This window comes from Stenotrophomonas sp. (genome assembly GCF_032103445.1).
In the GTDB taxonomy this organism is placed as follows: Bacteria; Pseudomonadota; Gammaproteobacteria; order Xanthomonadales; family Xanthomonadaceae; genus Stenotrophomonas.
The window spans coordinates 46,175-62,078 of the sequence record NZ_DAMDFR010000014.1; the positions used below are offsets into that span (position 1 = coordinate 46,175).

General features: G+C 65.1%; 12 protein-coding genes. 5 read left to right on the plus strand and 7 right to left on the minus strand.

Translation table 11 applies throughout. The features are described 5' to 3' along the window. The gene (locus RT551_RS07585) at positions 1-723 is read right to left on the minus strand and encodes a CoA transferase subunit A (protein ID WP_313457045.1); all 723 of its coding nucleotides are present in this window, start codon (positions 721-723) and stop codon (positions 1-3) included. An 89-nt stretch (positions 724-812) separates the two neighbouring features. Here RT551_RS07585 and RT551_RS07590 point away from each other — a divergent pair, with 89 nt between their 5' ends. From RT551_RS07590 to RT551_RS07600, 3 genes are read left to right on the plus strand one after another with little or no spacing between them, the layout of a single operon-like run. Continuing rightward, positions 813-4,127 (plus strand): DEAD/DEAH box helicase, encoded by a 3,315-nt coding sequence (locus RT551_RS07590; RefSeq protein ID WP_313457048.1) that lies wholly within the window; start codon positions 813-815, stop codon positions 4,125-4,127. Positions 4,128-4,186: 59 nt separating this feature from the next. Next, positions 4,187-5,536, plus strand: a complete 1,350-nt coding sequence (locus RT551_RS07595; RefSeq protein WP_313457051.1) for a phosphomannomutase — start codon at positions 4,187-4,189, stop codon at positions 5,534-5,536. Positions 5,537-5,547: 11 nt separating this feature from the next. Beyond that, a complete protein-coding gene (locus RT551_RS07600) occupies positions 5,548-6,951 on the plus strand; it encodes a mannose-1-phosphate guanylyltransferase/mannose-6-phosphate isomerase (RefSeq protein WP_313457052.1) in 1,404 nt (467 codons plus the stop codon). 46 nt (positions 6,952-6,997) lie between these two features. Here RT551_RS07600 and glmS read toward each other — a convergent pair whose 3' ends face one another. The 5 genes from glmS to rfbB all read right to left on the minus strand — a co-directional run bounded on the left by glmS (position 6,998) and on the right by rfbB (position 12,357). Beyond that, positions 6,998-8,827 (minus strand): glutamine--fructose-6-phosphate transaminase (isomerizing), encoded by a 1,830-nt coding sequence (glmS, locus tag RT551_RS07605; protein WP_313457053.1) that lies wholly within the window; start codon positions 8,825-8,827, stop codon positions 6,998-7,000. 115 nt (positions 8,828-8,942) lie between these two features. Further along, positions 8,943-9,854 carry a dTDP-4-dehydrorhamnose reductase gene (gene rfbD, locus RT551_RS07610; protein ID WP_313457054.1) on the minus strand — a complete coding sequence of 304 codons (912 nt, stop codon included), beginning with the start codon at positions 9,852-9,854 and terminating at the stop codon, positions 8,943-8,945. Further along, complete coding sequence (rfbC, locus tag RT551_RS07615; protein ID WP_313457056.1) at positions 9,851-10,408, minus strand: dTDP-4-dehydrorhamnose 3,5-epimerase; 558 nt, start codon at positions 10,406-10,408, stop codon at positions 9,851-9,853. Before rfbC ends, rfbD begins: the two co-directional genes overlap by 4 nt. After that, positions 10,405-11,292 (minus strand): glucose-1-phosphate thymidylyltransferase RfbA, encoded by an 888-nt coding sequence (rfbA, locus tag RT551_RS07620; protein ID WP_313457059.1) that lies wholly within the window; start codon positions 11,290-11,292, stop codon positions 10,405-10,407. The genes rfbC and rfbA overlap by 4 nt, the downstream gene beginning before the upstream one ends. A gap of 9 nt (positions 11,293-11,301) precedes the next feature. Then, positions 11,302-12,357 carry a dTDP-glucose 4,6-dehydratase gene (gene rfbB, locus RT551_RS07625; protein WP_313457061.1) on the minus strand — a complete coding sequence of 352 codons (1,056 nt, stop codon included), beginning with the start codon at positions 12,355-12,357 and terminating at the stop codon, positions 11,302-11,304. A gap of 264 nt (positions 12,358-12,621) precedes the next feature. Here rfbB and RT551_RS07630 point away from each other — a divergent pair, with 264 nt between their 5' ends. Then, positions 12,622-13,368 (plus strand): electron transfer flavoprotein subunit beta/FixA family protein, encoded by a 747-nt coding sequence (locus RT551_RS07630; protein ID WP_312318558.1) that lies wholly within the window; start codon positions 12,622-12,624, stop codon positions 13,366-13,368. After that, on the plus strand, positions 13,368-14,306 hold the full coding sequence (locus RT551_RS07635) for an electron transfer flavoprotein subunit alpha/FixB family protein (protein WP_311190093.1): 939 nt from the start codon (positions 13,368-13,370) through the stop codon (positions 14,304-14,306). Before RT551_RS07630 ends, RT551_RS07635 begins: the two co-directional genes overlap by 1 nt. Before the next feature lie 66 nt (positions 14,307-14,372). On the opposite strand, the gene RT551_RS07640 is transcribed toward RT551_RS07635, so the two are convergent. Next, positions 14,373-15,884, minus strand: coding sequence for a glucosyltransferase domain-containing protein (locus tag RT551_RS07640; protein ID WP_313457064.1), 1,512 nt, complete (start codon positions 15,882-15,884; stop codon positions 14,373-14,375). Positions 15,885-15,904 lie beyond the last annotated feature (20 nt).

Genomic DNA, 15,904 nt, shown 5'->3' on the forward strand with positions numbered 1-15,904 from the left:
TCAGTTGCCCTCCGCACGCACGGTGCGCTGTTCGATCCGCTTTTCCGGGGTGGGGTTGTGCACGATACGGTGCACGTAGATGCCGGGCAGGTGTACCTGGTCCGGGTCGATGCTGCCCACCGGCACCACTTCTTCCACTTCCACGATGCACAGCTTGCCGGCCATGGCGCAGGCCGGGTTGAAGTTGCGTGCGGTCTTGCGGAACACCAGGTTGCCGGCCTCGTCGGCCTTCCACGCCTTCACCAGCGCCACGTCGGCGCGCAGCGCGGTTTCCATCACGTAGTGCTTGCCGTCGAACTCGCGGGTTTCCTTGCCCTCGGCAACCACGGTGCCGTAGCCGGTGGCGGTGAAGAACGCGGGGATGCCGGCCCCGCCGGCGCGCAGGCGCTCGGCCAGGGTGCCCTGCGGGTTGAATTCCAGCTCCAGCTCGCCGGCCAGGAACTGGCGTTCAAACTCCTTGTTCTCGCCCACGTAGGACGAAATCATCTTTTTGATCTGGCGGGTTTCCAGCAGCTGGCCGAGACCGAAGCCGTCCACGCCCGCATTGTTGGAAATGACCGTAAGGCCCTTGACCCCGGTGTCGCGCAAGGCCGCAATCAGCGCTTCGGGAATGCCGCACAGGCCGAAACCGCCAACCGCCAGGGTCTGGCCATCGGCCACGGCACCTTGCAGCGCCTGTGCCGCGCTGGCGTAGCGCTTGCTTTTGGACGTAGGTCGTTCCATTCCAGATTACCTTGCTCGGTGATAATGACCCATTCTAGCGATACCGGAAGACGCGGCTGCGTGCGGCGCAACAAAGCAGGAGACCCCTCATGACAGCCACCTATACCCAGGACGACATCCACCGCTGGTTCGACCCACGGACGATGGAGAAGAGCGCCAACTATCTGTTCGCGGTGCGCCAGCTGCGCCATCAGAACGACCAGATCACGGCGCTGGTGCAGGGCAGCGCGCGTCGTCCGTACCACGTATGGGTCGACCTGAAAGCCAGCACCCGCACCGCCCGCAGCCCGCTGGTGGCCGAGTGCAGCTGCCCGGTGGGCCAGGGCTGCAAGCACCTGGCGGCGGTCATGGCACAGGGGCTGGACCTGGTGCAGGTGAGCCCTCCGGTGGAACTGCCGGCCGCGCCGCTGACCCTGCTGCAGCCACCGCGCACGGAACTGCTGCAGGCACTGTCGCGCTGGCATGCGCGCCACAGCGCTGCGGCCGGCACCGCCGCACCTGCCGGGCCGACGCGCGGGATCTGCTACGACCTGTCCGCGTTCCAGCATCGTCTCGCCGTGCATGTGCAGCGGACCAAGCGGGCCGCCGATGGCACCGTCAAACGCGAGAAGCTGCTCAGCCTGGGACCCGACCTGTTCCTGGCTCCGGCCGGCTACCTCACCCAGCACGACATCGCCGTGCTGTCCCAGCTGTGGTTGCTGCAGCACCACCACGACAACCGTGACCGGATCGACATCGTGGCCCTGCTGCAGCAGATCATCGCGACCGGCCGCGCCTTCATTGCCGACGCGATTGCCCCGGTGCCGGCGCGCTGGGCTGAACCGCGTGCGGGCACGCTGCACTGGAAGGCCAGCGAGCACAACGGCCGCCTGCGTGCGATGCCGTCGCTGCAGGTGGAAGGTGGTGGCCACGGCAGCGTGCACGGCCGCTCCGGCTGCTACCTGGACGCCACCACCGGCGAGGTGGGCGCGCTGCATCTGGCGCTGGCGGCGGAAGATGCCGGCGCTTTTCTGGAACTGCCCGGGGTGTTTCCCGAAGAAACCACGCTGGTCAGCCAGACCCTGCAGCAGATCAACCCGGTCCTGCCCCACCCGGCCGCCGGTGATGCGCTGCCCGTGTTGGATGCCGTGCCGGTGGTTCCGGTGCTGCGCCTGTACAGCGTGGAGCATCGTCCCATGTGGCTGCCCCAGCGCGCCCCTCCCGAGTGGCGCGATTTCGCCACCGCCACGTTCGAGTACGGGGCCGTCAGCCGGCATCTGGATGACCCGTCGGTGTTCGTGCAGGACGATCTGGGCCAGCTGAGCCTGCTGGCCCGCGATGCCGCCGAGGAGCACCTGCGCGAACGCGAGCTGCAGGCGGCGGGCCTGTACCGCGACCCGCGACCGGTGGACATCCAGCCCGCCACGGGACCGCAGTTCCTGCCACGCAGTGGCGACTGGGCGCAGTTCCTGCAGAACGAGATGCCACAGCTGGAGGCGCTGGGCTGGCGGGTGGAACCGGACGCCGCATTCCGCCACCGGGTGACCGAGGTCGACGCGATCACCCTGGATGTGCAGGCTGACCGGGACGTTCCCGGCTGGTTCGAGATCGGCCTGGACATCGAGGTGGACGGCCAGACCCTGGCGCTGGCTCCGTTGCTGCAGCAGGTGTTGAACAACGACCCGCGCTGGTCGCGCGGCGCGGCATCGGTCATTGCTGACGACGAGCTGGTGCTGTTGCCCTCTACCGGCCCGCGCCGGCTGGCACTGCGCGCTGGCCGACTCAAGCCGCTGGTGGCGCTGCTGGGCGACCTGTTCGGCCCGCGCCGCTCGCGCCTGCGCATTCCGCTGCATGACCACGCCCGCCTGCGCACGCTGCACGAAACCGCCGGGCTGCGGCTCCAGGACGACGCCACCGCGCGCACCGTGGCCCAGCGGCTGCTGGATGGCCCGGCGATGACGCCCGCACAGCCACCTGCGGGACTGCAGGCCACCTTGCGCCCGTACCAGCTGGATGGCCTGAGCTGGCTGCAGCACCTGCGCCAGCACAATCTGGGCGGCGTGCTGGCCGACGACATGGGCCTGGGCAAAACCCTGCAGACGCTGGCCCACATCCAGCTGGAGAAGGAAGCCGGGCGTCTGCGCCAACCGGTGCTGGTGGTGGTGCCGACCTCGCTGCTGCACAACTGGCAGGCCGAGGCCGAGCGGTTCACCCCGGAGCTGCGCGTGCTGGTGCTGCATGGGCCCTCACGCGCGGAAAACTTCCCGCAGATTGAGCGCCACGACGTAGTGCTGACCACGTACGCACTGCTGTGGCGCGATGAGGAGGTACTGCGCGACCAGGCTTGGCACCTGCTGGTGCTGGACGAGGCGCAACAGGCCAAGAACCCGCGCTCGCGCGCGGCCATGGCGCTGCGTGCGTTGAAGGCCAATCACCGGCTGTGCCTGACCGGCACGCCCATGGAAAACCATCTGGGCGAGCTGTGGACCCAGTTCGATTTCCTGCTGCCAGGCCTGCTTGGCAGTGAAAAGGTGTTCAACCAGCAGTGGCGTCACCCCATCGAGCGCAATGCCGATACTCAGCGCGCGCAGTGGCTGGCCCGGCGGATGCGTCCGTTCCTGCTGCGCCGGCGCAAGGATGAGGTGGCGGCCGAACTGCCGGAAAAAACACTGATTACCCGCAGCGTGGTGCTGGAAGGAGCGCAGCGCGACATGTACGAGACGGTGCGCGCCACCATGGAAGAGAAGGTACGCCACGCGGTTGCGCAGCAGGGTCTGGCCCGAAGCCACATCGTGGTGCTGGACGCCCTGCTGAAGCTGCGCCAGGTGTGCTGCGACCCCCGCCTGTTGCCCGGCACGCGTGCCGGTGCCACGGCATCGGCCAAGCTGGAACTGTTGCGCGAAATGCTGCCGGAAATGGTCGAGGAAGGTCGGCGCATTCTGCTGTTCTCGCAGTTCACCAGCATGCTGGACCTGCTGGGGCAGCTGCTGGACGAGCTGGGGCTGACCTACGTGACACTGACCGGGCAGACCCGCGACCGGCAGACGCCTGTGCAGCGCTTCATGCAGGGCGAGGTGCCGATCTTCCTGATCAGCCTGAAGGCCGGCGGCGTTGGCCTGAACCTGACCCGGGCCGACACCGTGATCCACTTCGACCCGTGGTGGAACCCGGCGGCCGAAAACCAGGCCACCGACCGTGCCCACCGCATCGGCCAGGAGCAGCCGGTGTTCGTTTACAAGCTGATTGCCGCTGGCAGCATCGAAGAACGGATTGCCGAGATGCAGGAGCGCAAGGCGGCGCTGGCCGACACCATCCTGGATGACGGCGGCGGCACCGGACCGCGCTTCAGCGACGAGGACCTGCAGGCGTTGCTGGCTCCGCTGCCGGGGGCGGCGGCCAGGCAGCGGCGGTCGGAACAGGGCTGAAAACGCTTCCCATACATGGCACCGGCTAAACTAGTCCGCTGATCTTCAGAAGGACGGTTATGACGCTTCCCGCATTCAAGGCATACGACATCCGCGGCCGGGTTCCGGACGAACTCAATGAAGACCTGGCCCGCCGCATCGGCGTGGCGCTGGCCGCCCAGCTCAAGCCGGGCACGGTGGTGGTCGGCCACGACGTGCGCCTGACCAGCCCTGCCCTGCAGGATGCGCTGGCGGCCGGCCTGCGCGGTGCCGGCCGTGAGGTGCTGGATATTGGCATGTGCGGCACCGAAGAGGTGTACTTCCAGGTGGATCATCTGCAGGCCGCCGGCGGCGTGATGGTCACCGCCAGCCACAACCCGATGGACTACAACGGCATGAAGCTGGTGCGCGAACAGGCACGGCCGATCAGCTCCGATACCGGGCTGTTCGCGATCTCCGACGCCGTCGAGGCCGACACTGCGCCGCCTGCCACGCCCAGCGCCGGGCTGCAGTCGCATCCGGACAAGAGTGCGTACATCGCGCATCTGCTCAGCTATGTGGACCCGACCCGGCTCAAGCCGCTGAAGCTGGTGGTGAACGCCGGCAATGGCGGGGCCGGTGCCATCGTCGACCTGCTGGCCCCGCACCTGCCGCTGGAGTTCATCCGCATCTGCCATGAGCCGGACGGCAGCTTCCCCAATGGCATTCCCAATCCGCTGCTGGTCGAGAATCGCGAAATGACCGCCCAGGCCGTGCGCGAGCACGGCGCGGACTTCGGCATCGCCTGGGACGGCGACTTCGACCGCTGCTTCTTCTTCGACCACACCGGCCGCTTCATCGAGGGCTACTACCTGGTGGGGCTGCTGGCCAAGGCCATCCTGGCGCGTCAGCCGGGCGGCAAGGTGGTGCATGATCCACGCCTGCTCTGGAACACCATCGAGATGGTGGAAGACGCCGGCGGCCAGGCGGTGCTGTGCAAGAGCGGCCACGCCTTCATCAAGGAAAAGATGCGCGCTGAAGATGCGGTGTATGGCGGCGAAATGAGCGCCCACCATTACTTCCGCGAGTTCGCCTACGCCGACTCCGGCATGATTCCCTGGCTGTTGATTGCCGCACTGGTGTCCGAGTCGGGGCAGTCGCTGGCCGATCTCGTGGAAGAGCGCATGCAAAAGTTCCCGTGCAGCGGCGAGATCAACTTCAAGGTGGCCGATGCCAAGCTGGCCGTGGCGCGGGTGATGGAGCACTTCGCCTCGCACGCCCCCACCCTGGACCATACCGACGGCATTAGTGCGGATTTCGGCGAGTGGCGTTTCAACCTGCGCAGCTCCAACACCGAACCGCTGCTGCGGCTGAACGTGGAAACCCGCGGTGACGCCGCACTGCTGAAGCAGCGCACCGATGAAATCTCCCAGTTGCTGAAAGCCTCCTGAGGCCAAGCCCGATGAACGACCTGCTTCCTGTCATCCTGTCCGGCGGTTCCGGCACGCGCCTGTGGCCGCTTTCGCGTGAGGCCTACCCCAAGCAGTTTCTGGCGCTGGCCGGCGAACTGACCATGCTGCAGGCCACATGGCAGCGGGTCGCGCCGATTGCGGGCCGCGCCCCGCTGGTGGTGGCCAACGAAGAGCACCGCTTCGTTGCCGCCGAACAGCTACAGCAGCTGGGCGTGCAGCCGCAGGCAATCCTGTTGGAGCCGGTGGGGCGCAACACCGCACCGGCGATTGCCGTGGCGGCACTGGAAGCCACCCGCGAAGGCGATGACGCGGTACTGCTGGTACTGCCTTCTGACCACGTGATTGCCGATGAAGCCGCGTTCCGTGCGGCGGTGCTGGCCGCGTTGCCGGCCGCGCAGGCGGGCAAGCTGGTCACCTTCGGCATCGTGCCGACCGGCCCGGAAACCGGCTACGGCTACATCAAGGCGGCCCACGGCGACAACGTCCGCGCAGTGGAGCGCTTCGTGGAAAAGCCCGACCTCGCGACGGCGGAGCAGTATGTCAGCTCGGGCGAGTATTTCTGGAACAGCGGCATGTTCCTGTTCAAGGCCTCGCGCTACCTGGCCGAGCTGGAGCGCTTCCACCCGGACATGCTCACTGCCAGCCGCACGGCGTGGGAGCAGGCGCGCCGCGACAGCGACTTCACCCGACTGGGCAAGGAGGCCTTCGCCGCCGTGCCGTCCGATTCCATCGACTACGCGGTGATGGAAAAGACCGCCGATGCGGTGGTGGTGCCGCTGGACGCGGGCTGGAACGACGTGGGCTCATGGACTGCGCTACGCGATGTGTCAACCCAGGACAGCGACGGCAACGCGCATCACGGTGACGTGATCGCCATCGACTGCCGTAACACCTACGCCTATGGCGAACGGCTGATCGCGATGGTCGGCCTGGACGATGTGATCGTGGTCGAAACCGACGACGCCGTCCTGGTCGGCCGCAGCGATCGCATGCAGGAAGTGAAAACCGTGGTGGCTCGGCTGAAGGCCGAAGGCCGCGGCGAGGCCACCTGGCACCGCAAGGTGTATCGCCCGTGGGGCGCCTACGATTCCATCGACAACGGCGAGCGCTTCCAGGTGAAGCGGATCACGGTCAAACCGGGTGGCACGCTGAGCCTGCAGATGCACCACCACCGGGCCGAACACTGGGTGGTGGTTAGTGGGACCGCTGAAGTTACCCGAGGTGACGAAGTGATTCTGCTCGGCGAGAACCAGAGCACCTATATTCCGCTGGGCGTAACCCACCGGCTGCGCAACCCCGGCAAGCTGCCGCTGGAGCTGATTGAAGTGCAGTCGGGCAGCTATCTGGGCGAAGACGACATCGTGCGATTTGAGGATACGTACGGGCGATCGTGACGTTTGGTGGCATTAAAAAACCCGGCCTTGGCCGGGTTTTTCATGCTTACTCCACCGTAACACTCTTTGCGAGATTACGCGGCTTGTCCACGTCCGTCCCACGCGCCAGCGCGGTGTGGTACGCCAGCAGCTGCACCGGGATGGTGTGCACCACTGCGCTCAGCACGCCCACGTGGCGCGGAGTGCGGATGACGTGCACACCCTCACTTTCTGAGAAGTTGCTGTCCTGGTCGGCGAACACGAACAGTTCGCCACCGCGGGCGCGCACTTCCTGCATGTTGGACTTCACCTTTTCCAGCAGGCTGTCGTTGGGGGCGATCACCACCACCGGCATGTCTTCGTCCACCAGCGCCAGCGGGCCGTGCTTGAGCTCACCGGCCGGGTACGCTTCGGCGTGGATGTAGGTGATTTCCTTCAGCTTGAGCGCGCCTTCCAGCGCGATCGGGTAATGCAGCCCACGGCCGAGGAACAGCGCGCTGTTCTTGCGTGCAAAGCGTTCCGCCCAGGCTGCAATCTGCGGCTCCATGTTCAGCGCGTGCTGCACGCTGCCCGGCAGGAAGCGCAGCTGTTCCAGGTAGTCGGCTTCCTGCGCGGCATCAACGCGGCCGTGCAGCTTGCCCAGCACCACGGTCAACTGGAACAGCGCAGCCAGCTGGGTGGTGAAGGCCTTGGTCGAGGCCACGCCGATTTCGGCACCGGCGCGGGTGTAGCAGACCAGCTCGCTGGCGCGCGGGATCGCGCTTTCCGGCACGTTGCAGATGGAAAGGGTGTGCTTGTGGCCGAGGCTCTTGGCGTACTTCAGCGCTTCCATCGTGTCCAGGGTTTCGCCGGACTGCGAGATGGTGACGATCAGATGCTTGGGGTTGGCATAGGCGGCGCGGTAGCGGTACTCGCTGGCGATTTCCACGCTGCACGGCAGGCCGGCAATCGCTTCGATCCAGTAGCGCGCGGTCAGGCCGGAGTAATAGCTGGTGCCGCAGGCGAGAATCTGCACGCCTTCAATGCCGGCCAGCACGCTTTCGGCATTCTTTCCGAACAGCTCGGCCGGGAAACCACCGGCGTCGATCGCCGCTTCGATGGTGTCGCCCAGCGCGCGCGGCTGCTCGTGGATTTCCTTCTGCATGAAGTGGCGGTACGGACCCAGTTCCAGCGAGGCCAGCGACACATCCGACAGGTGCACGTTGCGGGTGACCGGCTGGTCGTGCTCGTCGTAGACCTGCACGCCGTCACGGCTGACTTCGGCGGTGTCACCCTCTTCCAGGAAGATCACCTTGCGGGTGGCCGACACAATCGCCGACACGTCCGAGGCCACAAAGTTCTCGCCCTCACCCAGGCCGACCAGCAGCGGGCAGCCCATGCGGGCGCACACGAAGTGATTGGGTTCGGCGCGGCTCATCACGGCCAGCGCGTAGGCACCGGTCAGTTCCTTCACGGTGCGCTGCAGGGCGGTGAGCAGGGAATCGCCCCCCTTCAGGTGATAGTGCATCAGGTGGGCGATGACTTCGGTGTCGGTCTGCGACTCGAACACGTAGCCCAGCGCGCGCAGCTTCTCGCGCTGTTCTTCGTGGTTTTCAATGATCCCGTTGTGCACCAGTGCCACCCCGTGGCTGATGTGCGGGTGGGCGTTGGCCTCGGTCACGCCACCATGGGTGGCCCAGCGGGTGTGGCCGATGCCGAGCTGGGCGTCGAAGCCTTCGCTGGCGGCCGCCTTTTCCATTTCGGCCACGCGGCCGGTGCGGCGCACGCGGCGCACCTGGGCCTGGTCAATCACCGCAATGCCGGACGAGTCGTAACCGCGATATTCCAGGCGTTTTAGGCCCTCGATAAGAACTGGCACCACATCACGATCAGCGATCGCGCCCACGATTCCGCACATTTTGGAGCATTCCGTCTGCTGCTGAAAGGCAAATAATAGCAGTTGAGTAATGGATACCCGAAGGAGCATTCGGGCACCCATCCAAGCAGGAGTCTCTACTGCTCAACGCGTGGCGTCACGGCTGAGGGATCTGGTCGATCACGCGGTCCAGCCCCTGCTGCCAACCCGGCAGGCTGATATCGAAGTCCGCCTCCAGCTTGCTGACATCAAGATGCGAATAGGCCGGGCGCTTTGCGGGCGTCGGGTACTCGTCGGTGGTAATCGGTTCGACCTTGGGGGCGCGCTCCAGCACGCCCTTTGCGACAGCTGCCGCGAAGATCGCTTCCGCAAAGCCATACCAGCTGGTTTCCCCAGTGGCGGTCAGATGCCAGGTGCCGCTCAAACCACCCGCGTTCTGCAGCACCTTAGCAGTGACGTCGGCAATCAGCACAGCCGGCGTGGGCGTGCCGACCTGATCAGCGACCACGCGCAGCACATCACGCTCGGCCCCGAGACGCAGCATGGTGCGCAGGAAGTTGGCACTGTGCGCGGCGTACACCCACGCTGTGCGGAAGATCAGATGACGTCCGCCGGCGGCACGGACTGCCTCTTCGCCGGCCAGCTTGCTCGCGCCATAAACACCAAGCGGCGCGGTGGCATCGTCTTCGCGGTAGGGTCGCGTACCCTGGCCATCAAACACGTAGTCAGTCGAGTAGTGCACCATCGGCACGCCGGCCGCTGCGCACCAGCGCGCGATCACGCCCGGGGCCTCGGCATTGGCGCGCCAGGCGGCGTCACGATCATCTTCGGCACGATCCACTGCGGTGTAGGCCGCCGCATTGACCACCCAGGCGGGGCGAATCCGGTCGAGCAGCGGGGGCAGGCTTTCAGGCTCATTGAAGTCAGCCATCTCGCACGGCGTACCGTCCGCCAGTTGCCCGCTGCGGGTGCTCACCACCAAGGTGCCCAGCGGAGCCAGCGCCCGCAGCAGTTCCTGACCGAGCTGACCATTGCCCCCCAGCACCAGCAGCGTCGGGACAGCCGTCACGGTGTGTAAACCGGCAGGCGATCCTCTGGGATGTCCTTGAGGAAGGCAGCGACCTCGTCCTTGGACGAAAGCGTTGGCTGGCTGATCGGCCAGTCCACGCCGATGTCCGCATCATTCCAGCGGATGCCGGCATCGGCCTCCTTCACGTACACATCGGTGCACAGATAACTGAAAAGAGCCCGATCGGACAGCACGGCAAAACCGTGCGCAAAACCCTCCGGAATCCAGAACTGTCTGCGGTTCTCCGCACTGAGAATTACAGCGGCCCATTGCCCGAAAGTGGGCGAGCCGCGGCGAATATCCACCGCGACGTCGTACACCTCGCCTTCAAGCACGCTGACCAGCTTGCCTTGCGGACGCGGCCACTGGTAATGCAGGCCACGTAGAACGCCCTTTACCGAACTGGATACATTGCTCTGGACGAACTGAGAAGGCAGACCCAGCGCCTGGAAGCGTTCTGCGTTCCAGGTTTCGTAGAAGAAACCCCGGGAATCGCCGAATACTGCAGGCTCGATCACCGTGCAACCGGGCAACGCCGTCGGGACGAGCTTCAAGGCACGATCCCACGCTGGGCCAGGGAATGCAGATACTGTCCGTAACCATTCTTGATCAGCGGTGCAGCGAGCGCTTCCAACTGTTCAGCACTGATCCAACCCTTGCCGAAGGCAATTTCTTCCGGACAGCAGACCTGCAGGCCCTGACGGGTCTGGATGGTTTCAATGAAGTTGGAGGCTTCCAGCAGCGACTGGTGCGTGCCCGTATCCAGCCAGGCGTAACCACGACCCAGAGCTTCCAGGTGCAGGTTGCCTTCGCGCAGGTAGCGCTGGTTGAGGTCGGTGATTTCCAGTTCGCCACGCGGTGACGGCTTCAGTTCAGCGGCGTAATCGCTGGCATTGCCGTCGTAGAAGTACAGACCGGTGACCGCGTAGTTGGAGCGCGGCTTGGCCGGCTTCTCAACCAGGTCCACGACCTTGCCTTCCTTGTCGAACTCCGCCACGCCATAGCGCTCAGGATCGTTCACCCAGTAGCCGAACACCGTGGCCCCGACGTCGCGGGCATCGGCCTTGCGCAGCATTTCGCGCAGCCCGTGACCATGGAAGATGTTGTCCCCCAGCACCAGGCAGCTCGGCTTGCCGCCGACGAAGTCACGGCCGATCAGGTAGGCCTGCGCCAGCCCGTCCGGGCTGGGCTGCACGGCGTACTCGATGTTCATGCCCCACTGCGAGCCGTCGCCCAGCAACTGCTGGAACAGCGCCTGCTCGTGCGGGGTATTGATGATCAGCACATCACGGATGCCCGCCAGCATCAGCACGCTGAGCGGGTAGTAGATCATCGGCTTGTCGTACACCGGCAGCAGCTGCTTGCTGACGCCCTTGGTGATGGGGTAAAGCCGGGTGCCGGAGCCGCCGGCCAGGATGATGCCCTTGCGTTGCGTCATAGTGGTTCCTCAGGCGCTGGTGCCGATGCGCTGCAGGCGGTAGCTGCCGTCCAGCACGCCGTTGACCCATTCCTGGTTGTCCAGGTACCAGCCCACGGTGTAGGCGATGCCCTGTTCGAAGGTGTACTTCGGCTCCCAGCCCAGCTGGTCTTTCAGCTTGCTGGCGTCGATCGCATAGCGGCGGTCGTGCCCCGGGCGGTCGGCCACGTAAGTGATCTGGCTGCTGCGCGGCTGGCCGTCCTCGCGCGGGCGGCGCGCATCCAGCAGCGCGCAGATGGCCTGCACCACTTCAATGTTCTGCTTTTCCGAGTTGCCGCCGACGTTGTAGGTTTCGCCGACCTGGCCCTTGGCCAGCACGGTGCGGATGGCCTCGCAGTGGTCGCTGACGAACAGCCAGTCGCGCACCTGCTTGCCGTCGCCGTACACCGGCAGCGGTTCGCCGGCCAGCGCCTTGGCGATCACCAGCGGAATGAGCTTTTCCGGGAAGTGGTACGGACCATAGTTGTTGGAGCAGTTGGTGGTCAGCACCGGCAGCCCGTAGGTGTGGTGGAACGCGCGCACCAGGTGGTCTGAGGCCGCCTTGGAGGCCGAGTACGGCGAATTCGGCGCGTACGGGGTGGTTTCGCTGAACTTGCCGGTCTCGCCGAGAGTGCCGTACACCTCGTCGGTGGACACATGCAGGAAGCGGAATGCCTGGCCCTTGTCGGCCGGGAGGGCCTTCCAGTAATCGCGCACGGCCTCCAGCAAGCCAAGGGTGCCGACCACGTTGGTCTGGATGAAGGCCCCCGGACCGTCGATGGAGCGGTCGACGTGGCTTTCCGCGGCGAAGTTCAGCACCGCGTCGGGCTGATGTTCGGCCAGCAGGCGGGCCACCAGCGACTGGTCGCCAATATCACCCTGTACGAATACGTGATTCGGGTCGCCCTCAATCGGGACGAGGGTCTTCAGGTTGCCGGCATAGGTCAGCGCGTCCAGATTGATGACGCGGACGCCTTTGGCGACGGCCTCCAGAACGAAGTTTCCGCCAATGAATCCGGCACCGCCGGTGACAAGCCATGTGGGCACTACCTGTTCTCCTGTTCGAGTTTCATCCTGGGGCTGCCATATGGCGGCACCGATACAGCGCAACAGCATACATCGGCCACGGCTTCACGACCTTGTTCGGGGCGTGAACGGCGGTTGGTTCCATGTGTTTTAATGCTGCGCCGCAACATAACCATACGCATTCGCATGGTAGCGCGAGGACAGTTAGAATCCAGATCCCACCCCCGCCCCGGCGGCCGATAGCGGCTCCGGACGTTCCCCAGTTAGTGAAGGATCGAGCACCAGATGAAAATCCTCGTCGCGTACAAGCGCGTGGTGGACTACAACGTCCGCATTCAGGTCAAGCCGGACGGCTCCGGCGTGGTCACCGACGGCGTCAAGCTGTCCCCCAACCCGTTTGACGAAATCGCCCTGGAAGAAGCGCTGCGCCTGCGCGACAAGGGCATCGCCACCGAAGTCGTGGTCGCCACCATCGCCCCGGCCGACGCCCAGGCGCACCTGCGCAACGGACTGGCGATGGGCGCGAACCGCGCCATCCACGTGGTCACCGACCAGGCCATCCAGCCGCTGACCGCCGCCCGCACCCTGCTCAAGCTGATCGAGAAGGAACAGCCGGACCTGGTAATCCTGGGCAAGCAGGCCATTGACGACGACGCCAACCAGACCGGCCAGATGCTGGCCACGCTGTGGGGCCGTCCGCAGGCGACGTTCGCCAGCAAGCTGGAAATTGCCGACGGCAAGGCCACGGTGACCCGTGAGGTCGACGCTGGCCTGGAAACCCTGGAAGTAGACCTGCCAGCCGTGGTCACCACCGACCTGCGCCTGAACGAGCCGCGCTTCATCAAGCTGCCCGACATCATGAAGGCCAAGGCCAAGCCCCTGGAAAGCCTGCCACTGGCTGACCTGGGCGTGGACGCCGCCGACACCTTCAACACCACCCACTACGCCGCACCGGGCAAGCGCAGCAAGGGCGTAATGGTCAAGGACGCCGCCGAACTGGTGGCCGCACTCAAGCAGAAGGGGTTGCTGTAATGACCAAGATTCTTGTTGTTGCCGAACACCACGACGGCAAGCTCAACCCGGCCACCGCCAAGACCGTCAGTGCCGCCGCCGCGATCAGCGGTGCCAGCATCGACGTGGTGGTGCTGGCTGCCGACCCGGCCGCGGTGGCCGCCCAGGCCGCACAGCTGGCCGGCGTGGCCAAGGTGCTGACTGTCGCAAACGCCGCCAATGCGCAGGCACTGGCCCAGGTGCTCGCCCCGCAGATCGCCCAGCTGGCCAAGGGCTATACCCATGTGTTTGGCCCGTCGACCACCTTCGGCAAGGACCTGATGCCCTGCGTGGCCGCCCTGCTCGGCGTCAACCAGGTCTCTGACCTGATGACCGTGGAAGGCGCACACAGCTTCAAGCGCCCGATCTACGCGGGCAACGCGATCATCACCGTGGACGTGCCGGCCGACCAGATCGTGGTCGCCACCGTGCGTGCGGCCTCCTGGCCGGAAGCCGCCCAGGGCGGCAGCGCCGCCGTGGAAGCGGCCAGCGTGGATGCGGCCCTGCCGACCCACACCCGCTTCATCGGCCTGGCCGCCGGTGCCAGCGACCGCCCGGACCTGCAGAGCGCCAAGCGCGTGGTCTCCGGTGGCCGTGGCGTCGGCTCGGAAGAGAACTTCAAGATCATCTTCCAGCTGGCCGACAAGCTCGGCGCTGCCGTCGGTGCCTCGCGCGCCGCGGTGGACGCCGGCTACGTGCCCAGTGACCTGCAGGTCGGCCAGACCGGCAAGATCATTGCGCCGGAGCTGTATGTGGCCGTTGGCATCAGCGGTGCCATCCAGCACCTGACCGGGATCAAGGACGCCGGCACGATTGTCGCGATCAACAAGGATCCGGATTCGCCGATCTTCGAGATTGCCGATATCGGCCTGGTGGGAGATTTGTTCACCCTGCTGCCGGAGCTGGAAGCGGCGCTGTAATCGAGACTGCGACTTCTTCAACTGGAAGGGCCAGGTACATTGCCTGGCCCTTTTTTGTTTACCCGATCAGAGGCAGACCACCGCAGTACCATCAGGCGCGAGCGCCGAGAAGCCCTTGCTCGGCCAGAACGGAATCGCGTCGCACACCTTGATGTGATCAGGCGTGGGCTCCACCGTGCTCAGCTCGTGCCCGGTGCTCATCCGCAATACGCCCTGCTGCGCACCGGTCAAAGCGAATGCCGTCATGTTGAGATCCATGTAGGCCGTCGGCAGCGGCGCGGGATGCGCCCAGCGCATGTTCCGGTTGACGATGGCAATCGAAACGCGGTCATTGAACCCCGGAAGCTGATTGAGCGAATGGTAGATCTCTGCCGCCAGCAGCTTGTCGTAGCCATTGACGAGCATCTGGTCACTGTGAATACGGTGGCCCACAGCGGCAGCGCCAAGCAGGGATACACCGATCGGGACGGCGATCATCCACTGCTGCCAGCGTTTCCGACCGAGGAAGAACAGCCAGTAAACACCCATTGCCCAGACAACAACGATGCCGCCGAGCACGCGCGGCACTGGCCACCATGCCTTGCCCGCCGCAATCACGCCGATGCCTGCCAGAGGGACCAGCGCAGCAAGCAGCAGGCAAGGCAATGCCTGCCGGCGCCGTTTGACCATCACCCATATGACGAAACCAAGCCAACCCAATACGGCTCCGGCCCACATCAAGTGCGATGCAACTGGCGCGTCCTCCACGATGTAGGGGCGCTTCCAAAGGAAGCCTGACAGTTGCGCAAGTTCGTGATAGCGCGACGCGGCCATGGACAACGGCAGCAGCTGGCTGCGACTGGTTTCATTGAGCCCGAATCCGGCAATGACCAGTTTGTAAGCCACCATGTAGGCAGCCAATCCCACTACCGTCATCAGTGCAGGAGCCAACAAACCACGGTACCGTTGCCATTCCAGCACGCTCGCACCACGATCCTGAACGAGGATCTGCAATGCGCCGAAGAGCAGCATCAGCGCAATGTAGTTGAGCAGCAACTGATACATCGACAGTGCAGCGAACAACAGGATCGCCCCGATCCACCAGCGCTCCGGGCGGCGTGCCGCCAGGAACGTCGCACCGATACCCAGGGCCGTGGCCAACTGAGCTGTGAACGACGCCTCAGAGAACGACAGAATCTCTGCCGAATAGGGATGCAGCGTGATCATCAGGCTAGCCATGATCAGCCCGGTACGGGACACCTGACCGGTACGATCAAATGCAGCAAACAGCAATGGGACACTGGCGGCGAAGAAGAGGAGCCCGCCCCCCTGCAACAGGGTTCCAAAGGTCCGGGCGTTGAAGCCAATGGATTCGCCCGCCATGAAGACAATGTACTGGCCGAAGCGCCCTTGACCGAACAACTGAGACATCGTGGGGAAGCCACGAACGTAGAAATACGAGTCAATGGAGAGGCCGTGCTGGACCAGGAACGGCAGCCGTGCCAGCAGGGTCATGATAGTGACTGCGATGCAGACCTGCAGCAGCCTGATTTTGGCATCCGTGGTGTGGAGCGTGATCAAAGCACTGAATGTACTCATCAGAATTCCAACGCTAAAGA

Bases quoted from the DNA above. Each gene is read 5' to 3' on its own strand.
- RT551_RS07585 (WP_313457045.1), bottom strand. From the start codon at position 723: ATGGAACGACCTACGTCCAAAAGCAAGCGCTACGCCAGCGCGGCACAG.
- RT551_RS07590 (WP_313457048.1), top strand. From the start codon at position 813: ATGACAGCCACCTATACCCAGGACGACATCCACCGCTGGTTCGACCCA.
- RT551_RS07595 (WP_313457051.1), top strand. From the start codon at position 4,187: ATGACGCTTCCCGCATTCAAGGCATACGACATCCGCGGCCGGGTTCCG.
- RT551_RS07600 (WP_313457052.1), top strand. From the start codon at position 5,548: ATGAACGACCTGCTTCCTGTCATCCTGTCCGGCGGTTCCGGCACGCGC.
- glmS (WP_313457053.1), bottom strand. From the start codon at position 8,827: ATGTGCGGAATCGTGGGCGCGATCGCTGATCGTGATGTGGTGCCAGTT.
- rfbA (WP_313457059.1), bottom strand. From the start codon at position 11,292: ATGACGCAACGCAAGGGCATCATCCTGGCCGGCGGCTCCGGCACCCGG.
- RT551_RS07630 (WP_312318558.1), top strand. From the start codon at position 12,622: ATGAAAATCCTCGTCGCGTACAAGCGCGTGGTGGACTACAACGTCCGC.
- RT551_RS07635 (WP_311190093.1), top strand. From the start codon at position 13,368: ATGACCAAGATTCTTGTTGTTGCCGAACACCACGACGGCAAGCTCAAC.
- RT551_RS07640 (WP_313457064.1), bottom strand. From the start codon at position 15,884: ATGAGTACATTCAGTGCTTTGATCACGCTCCACACCACGGATGCCAAA.